This window comes from Pseudomonas sp. Cab53 (assembly GCF_018325965.1).
In the GTDB taxonomy this organism is placed as follows: domain Bacteria; phylum Pseudomonadota; class Gammaproteobacteria; order Pseudomonadales; family Pseudomonadaceae; genus Aquipseudomonas; species Aquipseudomonas chlororaphis_E.
In genome coordinates this window covers 5,190,564-5,203,525 of record NZ_AP021902.1, presented here as the reverse complement: position 1 = coordinate 5,203,525, position 12,962 = coordinate 5,190,564, and the positions used below count along the sequence as shown (strand labels likewise).

General features: G+C 63.0%; 10 protein-coding genes, 1 tRNA gene and 2 pseudogenes. 6 read left to right on the top strand and 7 right to left on the bottom strand.

The window, feature by feature from the left end:
• Positions 1-141 precede the first annotated feature (141 nt).
• Both KI241_RS22785 and rimI read left to right on the top strand, forming a co-directional pair.
• Positions 142-942, top strand: a complete 801-nt coding sequence (locus KI241_RS22785; RefSeq protein WP_080922046.1) for an energy transducer TonB — start codon at positions 142-144, stop codon at positions 940-942.
• Positions 935-1,387 (top strand): ribosomal protein S18-alanine N-acetyltransferase, encoded by a 453-nt coding sequence (gene rimI, locus KI241_RS22780; RefSeq protein ID WP_042729250.1) that lies wholly within the window; start codon positions 935-937, stop codon positions 1,385-1,387. Before KI241_RS22785 ends, rimI begins: the two co-directional genes overlap by 8 nt.
• Positions 1,388-1,512: 125 nt before the next feature.
• Here rimI and KI241_RS22775 read toward each other — a convergent pair whose 3' ends face one another.
• Entirely contained in the window at positions 1,513-1,917 is a 405-nt protein-coding gene (locus KI241_RS22775) for a hypothetical protein (protein ID WP_042729251.1), read from the bottom strand.
• Positions 1,918-2,044: 127 nt separating this feature from the next.
• Here KI241_RS22775 and can point away from each other — a divergent pair, with 127 nt between their 5' ends.
• Positions 2,045-2,689, top strand: a complete 645-nt coding sequence (gene can, locus KI241_RS22770; protein ID WP_042729252.1) for a carbonate dehydratase — start codon at positions 2,045-2,047, stop codon at positions 2,687-2,689.
• Positions 2,690-2,699: 10 nt separating this feature from the next.
• On the opposite strand, the pseudogene KI241_RS22765 reads toward can, so the two are convergent.
• The 3 genes and pseudogenes from KI241_RS22765 to KI241_RS22755 all read right to left on the bottom strand — a co-directional run bounded on the left by KI241_RS22765 (position 2,700) and on the right by KI241_RS22755 (position 6,082).
• A pseudogene (locus tag KI241_RS22765) lies at positions 2,700-3,226 on the bottom strand (lysine methyltransferase).
• A gap of 167 nt (positions 3,227-3,393) precedes the next feature.
• Complete coding sequence (locus tag KI241_RS22760) at positions 3,394-4,554, bottom strand: hypothetical protein (protein WP_212803035.1); 1,161 nt, start codon at positions 4,552-4,554, stop codon at positions 3,394-3,396.
• 110 nt (positions 4,555-4,664) lie between these two features.
• Positions 4,665-6,082 (bottom strand): annotated as a pseudogene (locus KI241_RS22755) (TIGR00366 family protein).
• A gap of 215 nt (positions 6,083-6,297) precedes the next feature.
• Between KI241_RS22755 and KI241_RS28030 the strand changes: the two are divergent.
• The 3 genes from KI241_RS28030 (at position 6,298) to KI241_RS22740 (ending at position 8,503) form a co-directional block, all read left to right on the top strand.
• On the top strand, positions 6,298-7,614 hold the full coding sequence (locus tag KI241_RS28030; RefSeq protein ID WP_042729256.1) for a PAS domain-containing methyl-accepting chemotaxis protein: 1,317 nt from the start codon (positions 6,298-6,300) through the stop codon (positions 7,612-7,614).
• Positions 7,615-7,707: 93 nt separating this feature from the next.
• The gene (locus KI241_RS22745; protein ID WP_123579891.1) at positions 7,708-8,262 is read left to right on the top strand and encodes a DUF2975 domain-containing protein; all 555 of its coding nucleotides are present in this window, start codon (positions 7,708-7,710) and stop codon (positions 8,260-8,262) included.
• Positions 8,263-8,269: 7 nt separating this feature from the next.
• The gene (locus KI241_RS22740) at positions 8,270-8,503 is read left to right on the top strand and encodes a helix-turn-helix transcriptional regulator (protein ID WP_042729258.1); all 234 of its coding nucleotides are present in this window, start codon (positions 8,270-8,272) and stop codon (positions 8,501-8,503) included.
• Here KI241_RS22740 and ggt read toward each other — a convergent pair.
• The 3 genes from ggt to KI241_RS22725 all read right to left on the bottom strand — a co-directional run bounded on the left by ggt (position 8,485) and on the right by KI241_RS22725 (position 12,754).
• Complete coding sequence (gene ggt / locus KI241_RS22735) at positions 8,485-10,338, bottom strand: gamma-glutamyltransferase (RefSeq protein WP_123579890.1); 1,854 nt, start codon at positions 10,336-10,338, stop codon at positions 8,485-8,487. The genes KI241_RS22740 and ggt overlap by 19 nt on opposite strands.
• Before the next feature lie 178 nt (positions 10,339-10,516).
• Positions 10,517-10,593, bottom strand: a tRNA-Met gene (locus KI241_RS22730).
• A 103-nt stretch (positions 10,594-10,696) separates the two neighbouring features.
• Complete coding sequence (locus KI241_RS22725) at positions 10,697-12,754, bottom strand: methyl-accepting chemotaxis protein (protein WP_042729263.1); 2,058 nt, start codon at positions 12,752-12,754, stop codon at positions 10,697-10,699.
• Positions 12,755-12,962 lie beyond the last annotated feature (208 nt).

Below are 12,962 nucleotides of genomic sequence, written 5' to 3'. Positions count from 1 at the left end.
TACTGCATCGGGCCGGTTGCGATTCACCCCTGAGACGGACTGTCGTGCGGATCGCCCAACTATTGGCTCAACAGGGAAGCGATCCGCGTCGAAGGGCGGTAGAATCCCTCCCACTTTCCGTTATCCACAAGTGGCCGACCCTTGCTTATCGAGTCTCGTCGCCGCGCCTATCTGACCGCCATGCAGGTGGTCAGTTGGCTGCCGCGTACCGAATTGCCCTTCGCCGCCCCGTCGCGGCCCGAGCTGCTGGACACGCCCGAGCCGCTGGACGTTGCGCCGGTGCCGGCGATGCCGGTGGCCCGGGCGCCCGCCGAACCGTCGGTGCCGATGCCCGAGCGGCCTAAACCCGAACGGCCGAAAATCGAAGTGCCGCGTCCGAGCCTGGCCTCGACTCGTACCAACGCCAAGCCGATGGAAGAGGCCGAAGAGGCCGCGGCCCCGGTCAAGGCCCCTCCGGTCGCGCCACCGCGGTTCGCCTTGCAACTGCTGCGCGCGGGACGTTGCCTGCTGCTGGTGGAGTTGCCCACCGGCGAGCCGTTCCAGAGCCGAGACCCGGCCTACCTGCTGCTCAAGGACATGCTGCGCGCCGCCGGCCTGCCGGACAGCCCGCAGATCATCGGCGAGCCGGTGCGCTGGCCGCTGTTGTCCCGTGGGGCACTGGACCAGGGGCCGGAGGCGGCGCGGGATTTCGTCCAGGGATTTGTCTCGGCCCGGCTCGAGGACGAGCCCTGCGTGTGCCTGTGGCTGATCGGCCTGCCGGCGGTGAAGTTCGCCGGCGAGGCAGACGCGCAGGCATTCAATCGCGAACTGCAGGTCGAAGGCCTGGGCTCGGCCTGGGCGTTGCCCGGGCTGGAACTGTTAATGGAAACGCCACAGCGCAAGGCTGACGTCTGGCAAGCCATGCGCCGGCTGATGGCGCGTTGGAAAGAATCGAATGAGTGACGCTGTATCGTTCCGCCCGATGACCGAGGCGGACCTCGACGCTGTGCTGAAAGTCGAATACGCCGCCTACAGCCACCCCTGGACCCGGGGCATCTTTCTCGACGGGCTGGGCAAGTACCAGATCTGGCTGATGTTCGAAGGCCAGCAGCAGGTGGGTCATGGCGTGGTCCAGATCATCCTGGATGAGGCGCACCTGCTCAACATCACCGTCAAGCCGGAAAACCAGGGCCGCGGCCTGGGCTTGCGCCTGCTGGAACACCTCATGTCCATCGCCTACAAGGCCGAGGCCCGGGAGTGCTTCCTGGAAGTGCGCGACAGCAACCGCACGGCGTTTCGGCTGTATGAGCGCTACGGTTTCAACGAAATCGGCCGGCGCCGCGATTACTACCCGGCGGTGGGCGGGCGTGAAGACGCAGTGGTCATGGCGTGCACGTTGGTGGATTGATGGTCCAACGGGCATGACGCATGCCCTTGTGGGAGCGGGCTTGCTCGCGAATGCGGTGTGTCAGCCGAAAGACTCGTTAACTGACACACCGCATTCGCGAGCAAGCCCGCTCCCACATGAGAGGTCTAGCGCTTACCATCCAGCGGATCGATGTCGGCCATTTCGGCCTCGTCCAGGCCATCGCCGCCACCGATGTCATCCTCATCCACCACGCTCAGGTCCCAATCCGCCTGGCCATCGTCGCCCGCTTCGAGGGCATCCCGGGCGCCGTCTTCGCGAATCAGGGTCTCGGGGCTCAGGTCGTCGTCGGTCGGCTGGTGATCATCCGTCGAGGCGCCGGTCAGGCCCGCTTCGCGCACCCGCTCACGGGGCATCAGGTGTTCGCGCTCGTTTTCCGGCAGCTCGTCGCCGATCTTCGCGCTGGGCTGTTCGTCGTCGAATGCCAGCTCGTGCATCGAGCCCATGCGGTCTTCGTTGTCGTCGATCGGTTCCGGCTGCGCTGCGTCGAAGGGACGTCGTGAATCATTCATGGCAATTCCTCATACTGTGTTACTGGGTGGACCCGCCGCGGTGCCGAGAATTCCAACGGCGTCACCGAAGTGACCTCTACAGCCCGTCGGCTGTCAAAGTTGCGCACTATTCTCGAGGGCAAGAAGCATGAACGAATTACAAGATCTGATTGATAACAACGCGCGCTGGGCCGATGCGATCAAGCAGGAGGATCCTGACTTCTTCGCCAAGCTGGCTCGTCAGCAGACCCCGGAGTACCTGTGGATCGGCTGTTCCGACGCGCGGGTGCCCGCCAACGAAATCGTCGGCATGTTGCCGGGCGACCTGTTCGTTCACCGCAACGTGGCCAACGTGGTGTTGCACACCGACCTCAATTGCCTGTCGGTGATCCAGTACGCGGTGGACGTGCTGAAGGTCAAGCACATCCTGGTGACCGGCCACTACGGCTGTGGTGGCGTGCGGGCCTCGATGCAGGACCGCCAGTTGGGCCTGATCGACGGTTGGCTGCGCTCGATCCGCGACCTGTACTACGAGCACCGTGAGACGCTGGCCCAATTGCCAACCGAAGAGGAGCGCGTGGATCGCCTGTGCGAGCTCAACGTGATCCAGCAGGTGGCCAACGTCGGCCATACCAGCATTGTCCAGAACGCCTGGCATCGCGGGCAGAAGCTGTCGATCCACGGTTGCATCTACGGCATCAAGGATGGGCGCTGGAAAAGCCTGGACACCACCATCAGTGGTTTCGAGCAGTTGCCGCCGCAGTATCGGTTGCGTCCCGTCGGCGCGCCGTGACCTCGGCGGGTCAATCGCGATGACACCGATGGCGCCAGTGCTGTAGGAACTCCATCCCCTGCTCGTTGGGCGGTTCGTCATAACCTGTGATCCAACCGTGACAGTTGGACGAACCGCACCGACAGGCAAACTGGCGATACAGCTTCTGTTCGGTGCTGGCGCGGTCGGTGGTCAGGCTGTCGCCCTGACGATGCGGGTCAGGGCCCACAGCCACAATTCGCTCATGTCGAGAAAGACGTTCGGATTGCAGGAATGCTCCAACAGGCCGGCGAAGTGCGGGTCGTACATGTGCACGTCCGGCAATATCTGCAGTGTATGCGGGCCTCGTCGGCCCACCAGTAGCCCCGAAACCCGGCAGATGCGTTCCATGGGGGCGAAGTTTCGCTGAGTGATGACGGCGAAACCGCGTCCGTCCGCTGTCCGCAGGACTTGAAAATCCCGGGCCGAGGGATACTGCAGTCGCGTACTGAGTGCCTTTTGGGGATAGATGCAATCCCCGATCCGCGAACGGGCTTGATATGGACTGGAAGTGGTCATGACTGTCCTTGTCTGCAAGGTAAGCTTTCAGCGCCGGCGATCCTGCCAACACTCGTCGTACTCCACAGCTTCCCCCAAGTCCTGCCTGATGGCTACTGTCAACTCTGACAGGCGCGCCGAGCGCTTGCCGCTGTCAGCGCGCGCTGACAGAGGCAAAGGGCTTTGGCTTATACCGGTTCGGCAGGCAACGGCATCGGTGCCTTGAGTTGCGGAAGTTGCGTCTTGATCGCCGGCGTATCGCAGGTTTTAGCCGCTTCTTCCGGAGTCAGCTTGCGAATCGTGGTGTAGAACAGCTCGCAGGTCTTCTCCTTTTGCGTGACTTGCCAGGTCTGCGTGCACTGGTTCAACTGCGTGGTCGGGTCGGTGCCCGGCTTGCTGCCCATGCCGGCTTGCCAGCAGGCCGCGCTCAGGTCCTGGCCCATGACCTTCAGGCCCGCCGCATCGGCCTTGGCTTCATCCCCGTCGTAGTTGTCCTTGTTGGCGGCATACCAGATATAGCTCGGATGATTGGAGCCCAGCACCGGGACCGGGGTGCCGCCAGCCGGCGTGATGGTTGCCAGGCCGAGCACGTTCACGGTTTGGCCGTACTGGGTCTTGATCCAGTTCCGCACGGGAGCGCCGAAGGCCACCATGGGCAGCGAGGCGCCGCCGGCGGTCTGTGTCAACTGCTTGACCATGGTGGTCTGGTAGGCGTTGAAGTAACCGTAGAGCCCTTCCAGGGTCTGACCGGCGTTGGACGGGGCCGCGATGGGGGCGATGTCGATGATGGTCTGGTAGCCCGGCGTCTGCGCGGCGGGGATGCCGTTGTCGGTCAGCAGCGAGGCCCAGCGGTCAGTGGTGGCCGACTCGAGGTAATCCTGGGCCTGGGTCAGGGAGTAATCCGGCGGGAAGTGCAGCAGCTCGATGCTCTTGCGGTTTTCCAGGGCCATGCCCAGAGGTAGGAACAGGTACCAGTTGTAGGCCCATTTCTTCTCGCTGTTGAGTTTCGTCGCGCCGGTGTAGGCCAGGTCTCCGGCATTGAGCAGCGCCGTCAACGGCTGGCCATAGCCCTTGGGCACGCCGCTGATGTGGGCGTAAACCTTGTCCTTGTCGCGTTTGACGCTGACCTTGGCCGTGCCATAGCCGTCGCGCTGCACGCTCTGGGTCAGGTAGTGCTCGACGGTCTGCTCCAGGGTCCAGTTGCGGAAGCAGATGACGTTGCAGTTGTTGGGGTAGGCGAAGAGGCGGGTAACGCGTTCGGTGCTGCCCAGCTGTACATCGATATCGGCCGCGTGGGCGGCGGCACTGAAGGCCAGGGCGGCAAGAGAACATACGGCGAGTTTTGACATGCTCAGATCCTTTTCAGCGTGGAGACCCCTCGATAGGGTGTCTCCATACTGAAACAGACCGAGCTGAAGAAACAGTGGGCCAAGGGAAATATCAGCGTTTTTTTATGGCTTTATGGCATCACTGGCGGCAAATAAGACAACGTCGTTCCCAGCGCCCACAACAGCGCCAGCACCAGGGGCGTGTGCACCAGCAATTGCACGAACGAGAACCCGATCAGGTCCCTGGCCTTGAGCCCCAGCACGCCCAGCAGTGGCAGCATGTAGAAGGGGTTGATGAGGTTCGGCAAGGCTTCGGCCGCGTTGTAGATCTGCACCGCCCAGCCCAGGTGGTAGTTCAGGTCATTCGCCACCTGCATGACGTAGGGCGCCTCGATGATCCACTTGCCACCGCCCGAGGGAATGAAGAATCCCAGCACCGCCGAGTAGACGCCCATCAGCAAAGCGTAGGTGTCATGGGACGCGACTTGTACGAAAAAGGTCGAGATGTGGTGGGCCAGCGTCTGGGCATCAGTACCCTTGACCGTGGTCAGCAACGCCGCAATCGAGCCGTACAGCGGAAACTGGATCAGCACGCCGGTGGTGGTCGGTACCGCGCGGGCCACGGCGTCCAGAAAACTGCGGGGCCGCCAGTGCAACAGCGCGCCCAGCATCAGGAACAGGAAGTTGTAGGTATTGAGCCCGGAGATGGCGCTGATCGCCGGCTTCGTCGAAAACTCATGGAACAGCCAGCCAGCGGCCAGCAGCACCAGGGCGATGGTCAGCAGCGGGCTGTGCTCCAGCCATTCGCCGGGCCGGGTGCGAGGTTGCAACGCCGGCATGCTGAAGCTCGGATCGATGCCGCACGCGGCGGCGTCGCGGGCGCTGTTCGGCCCTGGGGCGGTGGCGTAGGCGACGATCAACGAGATCACGATCAGCGCCAGCAGCATCACCCCGGACTGCCAGAGAAAAATGGTCTGGGTGAATGGAATCACCCCGGTGATCGACAGAATCGACGGCGGCAGGCTCGCCGGGTTGGCCTGCAACTGCGCGGCCGACGACGACAGTCCCAGGGCCCACACCGCCCCCAGTCCCAGATAGGCGGCGGCACCGGCGGCGCGATAATCCATCTTCAACTCGGTACGACGGGCGAGGGCACGTACCAGCAGGCCGCCGAATACCAGCGACAGCCCCAGTTGAGCAGCGAGGCGACCATCGAGATCAAGGCCACCCAGGCGACGGCGGAGCGTCCATTGCCCGGGATCCGCGCCAGGCGATCGATCAACCTCACGGCCGGCGGCGAGCTGGCGACCACATAGCCGCCGATGACCACGAAGGCCATCTGCATGGTGAACGGGATCAGGCTCCAGAACCCATCGCCGAAGGCCATGGCCGTCGCCGTGGGCGTGGCACCGATGAATTGCGTTGCCACGGCGACCACCAATACCGCCAGCGCGGCGAAGACCCAGGAGTCGGGGAACCAGCGCTCGGCGAAACTGGAACAGCGCAAGGCGAAGCGGGCGCTACGGCTGTCTTCGATGTCGGTGGTCACGGTCGTTACCTCGATTTTTATGATTGGTCTTGAGGGGGCTCTGGAGCGGTGAGGCTCCGACAACGGTAGAACAATCCACTGACCATGAAAGCGGGGCCGTGGTTCGCGAGCCGGCAGGAATATTCACCGCCGACCAACGGTACTCTTCAGAAAAAATTTGCCGGGCCGATGGCAAGGGAAAGGAACTGTCAACTCTCCTGCCTGGAGCATGCTCTATGTTCAACAATCGCCTGAAGCAGGAGCTGTTGGCTCTTCGCCAAGAACTGTCCAGTCTCATGCAGGTAAAGGAAAGCCTGGATCGAGAAATGCTGGCCATGACCCTGGATGTCGACGGACGCATCCAGACGGTCAATCAGAACTTTCTCGATCAAATGCAGTACCGGAGCCAGGACCTGATCGGCCGACCGGTCGAGGACCTGGTCCCGGCCTACCTGAGATCCAACGAGTTCCAGCTTCGCTTCAAGACGGCGCTGACCCGTGGCGAGCATTTTTCTGGTGCCGTACGTATTTTGCGTGGCAACGGTCAGGAAGCCTGGCTGCGTTCGATCCTGCAACCGGTACTCAATGCCGAGGGGCGGATCCGTTTTTTCTCGATGTACTCCAACGACCTGACCCGCACGATCGAGGGTTCGCGCGAGCATGAAAACCTGATCGGTGCACTGGTGCGTTCCACGGCAGTGATCGAGTTCGACCTGGAGGGCCACGTGCTGTCGGCCAACGACCGTTTCCTCAATGCCATGGGATACAACCTGGCGCAGATCAAGGGCAAGCATCACCGCATGTTCTGTGAGCCGGAGGAATACAACAGCCCGTCTTACCAGCATTTCTGGAAGCGCCTGAACAGTGGTGAGTTCGTCGCCGGTCGCTTCAAGCGCATTGACAGCAACGGTCGCGAAGTCTGGTTGGAGGCGTCCTACAACCCGGTGCTCGACGCCAACGAGCGGTTGTACAAGGTGGTCAAGTTCGCCACCAACATCACCGATCAGGTCAACCAGGAAAAAGCCGTCGCCGAGGCCGCCAACATCGCCTACAGCACCTCGTTGCAAACCGATAACAGCGCCCAGCGCGGCACCACGGTGGTGACCCAGGCGGTGGACGTGATGCGCGACCTGGCCCGGCACATGCAAACCGCCGGCGAAGGCATCGAAGCACTCAATGAGCAGTCCCTGGTGATCGGGACCATCGTCAAGACCATCAGCGGCATCGCCGAACAGACCAACCTGCTGGCGCTCAACGCCGCGATCGAGGCGGCCCGGGCCGGCGAGCAGGGCCGTGGCTTTGCGGTCGTGGCCGATGAGGTCCGGCAGTTGGCATCGCGTACCAGCCAGGCGACGGATGAGATTGTCGGCGTGGTTCGCCAGAACCAGGACATGGCGCGCAACGCCGTGGCGTTGATGACCGACGGCCAGCACCAGGCCGAGCAAGGCCTGGCCCTGGCCGCCGAAGCGGGGTCGGTGATCGTCGAGATCCAGGACGGGGCGAAGAAGGTGGTCGATGCGGTGAGCCAGTTCGCCAACCAGCTGTCCACCTGATGCCATGAAGTTATTGTTTTTTACATATTAATTATTGTTTTGCGATAATTTCGTGGCTATGTTTTGGGCTCCCTTTATTGATGGAGCCCTCACATGTCATCGAATCGTCTTGCCTCTTACAGCCAGCGCATGGCCGCCATCACGCTTGTCTTCATTGTCGTGATGATGGTCGTCAACACTGGCGCCTGGCTGTTTCCCGATGTGGCCGCACGCTATGGCCTGGGTTTCGCCCTCACTGAGCGTCAGCTGTCGAGCATGTCCGAAGACGCGATGCACTTGGCCGGTTGGCAACGCCTGGGCGCCATCCTCTTGTCGAGTATCCCGTTACTGGCCCTGGCGCTCGGGCTGGCCAACCTGCGCCAGCTGTTCAAGCGTTATGCCCAGGGCCTGTATTTTTCCAGCGAAGCCGCGGTGTATCTGGGCAGGGCCGGGCGTGCGGTGGCGTTGTGGGTACTGCTGGATTTCCTCTGCGAGCCGTTCCTCAGCCTGCTGGTGACGATCCACGCGCCGGTCGGCCAGCGCCTGCTGACCCTCAGCGTGACCGCGCCGTCGTTTGTCGCTTTGTTTCTCGCGGCCTGTATTGCGATCATTGCCCGGATACTGTCCCAGGCCAGTGAAGTCGATTCAGAAAACCGAACCTTCGTTTGAGATCCCCATGCCTATCGTGATTCAACTTGATGTGATGCTGGCGCTGCGCAAGGTCAAATCCAAGGACCTGGCCGCCGGTATCGGCATAACGGAAGCCAACCTTTCCTTGCTCAAACAAGGAAAGGTCAAGGGCATACGCCTGGCGACCCTCGAAGCCATTTGCAGCTACCTGGACTGCCAGCCTGGCGACCTGCTGGTCTACCAGCCGCCGGGCGAGGGCGATCAGTCTCCCAGCGCCTGACCCTCGCGGCGTGGATCCGCGCCGCCGGCCAACGCGGCTTTCCCTTGGGCATCACGCACCCGGACGATTGCCTGGGTGCCGCTGGTCATGTCGATTTCGCTGACCGCGTGGCCTTTGTCTTTCAGTGCCTGGATCAGCGTCGGGCTGAACTGGCCCTGCTCCAGTTCGGTAGGGCCGTTGCGGCTGCCGAAGTTGGGTAGGTTGATGGCGCTTTGCGGGTCAAGGTTCCAGTCCAGCAAGCCGATCACCGACTTGGCAACGTATTCGATGATTTGCGAGCCGCCCGGTGAGCCGACGGTGGCCATCCACTCACCGCTCTGGCGATCGAAGATCAGCGTCGGAGCCATGGAGGAACGCGGACGCTTGCCAGGCTCGACGCGGTTGGCAACTTTTTGCCCGTTCTCTTCGGGAATGAACGAGAAGTCGGTCATCTGGTTGTTGAGCATGAACCCCTGGACCATCAAGTGTGAGCCGAACGCTGACTCCACTGTGGTGGTCATGGACACGGCGCCCCCCTGATCGTCCACGGCCACCACTTGGGACGTGGAGATGCGCAGCGGCGAGCGGTCCGGCGCATAGGCCACCTGGATGCCCGGCGGTGTGCCCGGCTTGGCGACACCCATGCTGCGAGGGCCGATAAGGCTGGCACGGCTGGCCAGGTAGCCGGGATTCACCAGGCCTTTGACCGGTACGGGGACAAAGTCCGAGTCGGCGACATATTGCGCGCGATCGGCATAAGCCAGGCGTTCGGCCTCGGCGATCAGGTGCACCGCTTCGGGCGCGGGCTCGATACCGGCCGGCTTATCGGTCTTGTGGGGTTTGAGGGGCGCAAGGGCCAGGCGACTGTCGCGCTGCTCCAGGGCCTGCAAGGTGCCGAGGATTTGCGCCACGGCGATCCCGCCGGAGGACGGTGGCGCCATGCCGCAGACCTGCCAGCGCTTGTAGTCGGTGCACAGGGGCGCCCGCTCCTGGGCGGTGTAGCCTTTGAGGTCGTCCAGCGACAGGCTGCCGGGATTGGCATGGGCACGGACCTTGGCGACGATCTCTTCGGCCACGGGGCCTTGGTACAACGCGTCGGCACCTTCGTCGGCGATGCGCTTGAGCACACCGGCCAGTGCCGGATTTTTCAACAGGGTGCCAACCGCTTTCGGGCTGCCATCGGCATTCAGGAAATACTTCGCCATGTCCGGCGAGCCCGGCAAGGACGGATCGGCAGCGATCATTGAATGCAATCTCGGCGAGATCGTGAAACCCTGTTCCGCCAGGGCGATGGCCGGCTCGAACAGCGTCGCCCATTTCAGCCGGCCGTGTTTGCGATGGGCCAGTTCCAAGGCCCGTAGTACTCCCGGCGTCCCCACCGAGCGACCGCCGATCTGGGCGGCGGCAAACCCCATGGGCTTGCCGTCGGCTTGCAGGAAAAGCTTTTCCGTAGCGCCGGCCGGTGCCGTCTCGCGACCATCGTAAGTGCGCACGGCCTTGCCATCCCACAGCACGATAAACGCACCGCCGCCGATGCCCGAGGATTGCGGCTCCACCAGCGTCAGCACTGCTTGCATCGCAATCGCCGCATCGATGGCCGAACCGCCGCGCCGCAGCATTTCTCGCCCAGCCTCGGCCGCCAGCGGGTTGGCCGCGGCCGCCATGTGCCGGGTGGCATGTTGGGTTTGCAGGTCGGTGCGGTAGCCGGAAGCGATCTCCGGCGCGGTGGGCAATGCCGGTGTCGTCGAGGAGGGCGGGGCCTTGCAGGCGACGAGGGCCAGGGCCACAGCCAGCAGCGAAACGGCTGACAGGCGTTGAAGGTTCGATGGCTGATGTGTGGGCACGTGTCGCTCCATCCGTGGGCCAGGGGTAGGGAGATCGACTGTAGCGATGCGAGGCGTGTGGCGCAAATCAGCGGCTGTCGGAGCGGGTGTGTGACGAGTGGGCTCGTGGCTGCTGCAAAAGGGCTGGGGCCAATGCTTTTCTTGAGGCATAAAAAAACGGCTTATCTTTCGATAAGCCGTTTTTAGTACTTGGTGGCTACACAGGGACTTGAACCCCGGACCCCAGCATTATGAATGCTATGCTCTAACCAACTGAGCTATGTAGCCAAGTGGCGCGCATTATTCGCCGGTAACGAAGAAGTGTCAAGCGTAAATCTGAAATATTTCTCTGCGCTTTCAACTGCTTATCCATCCTCGCTGCAAATGCCTGTCAACCGAGTTGAAATCTCCCCGTGTTGGCACTCAAGGCCTGGCTTCCCTGGCTCAGGGTGTCTGCTGCCAGGTTCACCGCGCGGGCGCCTTCCAGGAGGCGCATCGCAGCTTGGTCGACTTGCTGGATATTACCGCTGACCTCGTCGGCAGTGCTGGCCTGTTCATCCACGGCGGTGGCGATTTGCGCCAGGGTATCGGTGACGCTCTGCACGGCGCTGGCAATTTCCCCCAGGCGTTCGCCCAGGCCGGTGACGGCTTGCGCATCGGTCTGGGCCTGGCCACAGGCCGCTTCCATCAGGCTGACCGCTTCGTCGACCGTGGCGCGCAGGCTGTCGACGGTGGCGGCAATCTGTTGCGTGGACGACTGGGTCCGTTGCGACAGGCTGCGGACCTCGTCGGCCACCACGGCGAAACCACGACCCTGTTCCCCGGCGCGAGCGGCCTCGATGGCGGCGTTGAGGGCCAGCAGGTTAGTTTGTTCGGCCACGCCGCGGATGGTGTCGACCACCAGCTGGATCTGTTGCCCCTGCTCGCTGACCCGGCCCAGCGCGGCGGCGGTGTCGTTCAGGCGCTGGTTGAGTTGCTGGATGCTCGTGGTGGTGCGCTGGCTGTCGCGGCTGCTGTCGGTGGCAATGCGTCGGGTTTGCTGGGCGCTGTCGGAGGCCTGCTCACAACTTTTCGCGACGCCTTGGGACGTCGCCGCCAGTTGTGTGGCCGCGGCTGCAATCTGGCTGATTTGCATCTGCTGGGCTTCGACTTCGCCCAAGGCGCCACTGGAGTGGGTGTTGAGGGTGCGCACGGCATTGCTCAACTGCAGCGTCTCGTGGTCCACCCCCAGCAGGCTGTTGCGCAACTGCACCACGGCGACGTTGAGCGCGGTGCTGATGGCCGCCAGTTCATCGCGTCCTTGCACCGGCACTTGCAGGCTGAGATTACCGTCACGCAGGGCTTCGGCCAGCAGGGTGATGCCGCTGGCGCTGCGCCGGATCGACGCTTGCAGGCAAACGAACAGGTAGAGCGCCGCCAACAGCAGGCAGCCCAGCACTGTTGCGACCAGGGCGAACTGGCGGACGGCCGAGCCGTGGTAGTGGTCCAGCCGCGTATCCAGGGCCACCAGCGATTGCTGGCGCAGGGTCGCCAGGTCGGCCAGCAGCGTGTCCATGTGTTTCTCGAAGGCGTCCGGCTTGAGCGTGATGGAGCCACCGAATACCCCGTCATCCAGCACTTTCAAGCCGGCATCCAGGTTCTTGAGGCTACCCTGGTACTGGCCGGCCCAGGTCTGCAAATCACTGGGCAGGCGCGTTTCCAGCAGCGCGCCGGTCTTGACCAGTTGGTCCCGGGCGTCGCCGATGCGGCTGCGCAGGTCTCGCAGTTGCAGGCGGCTCTGCAAGGAGAACTGACCCGATACCACCGAAGCCTGGCCGACGCTGGTCAGGCGACCGACCCGTTCGATCAGATCCGGGGTCTGCTGGGTGGAGATCTGGGTCAACAGATAGGTTTCCAGCCAGGAGGCGAGGTTCAGGCGGTTGTCCATCACCATCTGCTCACGCAACGCTTGCAGGGAACTGAGGGCGGCGGTGAAACGATCATAGCCGTCCGGCCACCAGCCCACGGCACCGAGGCTTTTCGAATCCAGGCCGTTGAGGCTGTTGTGCAGGGCCTGGAAGCGGGCGAGGGTGTCGGCCTCGGCACCTTCGGCTTGCAAGGTGGCGCCCAGGTCATTGGCGGCCTGGACGAGGGCCGGTTGCACGGCATCGAACGCCGCCATGGCCGCCAGCGTCGCCGGGGTCGGTTGACGATTGGTTTCCGTGGCGCGCCAACGCGCCGCACGGTTGCGCTGGGCGGTGAGCAGATTGTCCAGGTTGTCCAGGGCCAGCAATTGGCGTACCCCGGCGCGCTCCCCGGAAATCAGGCTGAGCTTGTCCCGATAGTCCTGGCCGATGAGCCACAGACTGCCCATGAGCGGCAGGATGAAAAGCAGGAAAAGCAGTTGGAATTTACGGGCGAAGCCGAAACGCCCCAACAATCTGATGCCCGGTGATAGAAAAGCCTGCATGCCCATACTCCCCTGAACACCTGCGCACTGTTTTTGTGCGTTTTTACACGCGTGCTGAAACAGGTGCCCTTTTAAAAGGCCTCGAAAGTTTGTCCAAATCGGCTCTGTAGGCCAGCTCTGTAGCGAAACTTCCCATTCTCGGTCCCCTTTGTAAGGGGCCGCGTTGTAGAGCATTTACAAGGCAAGATTCAGACCATGGCGTTGGGCT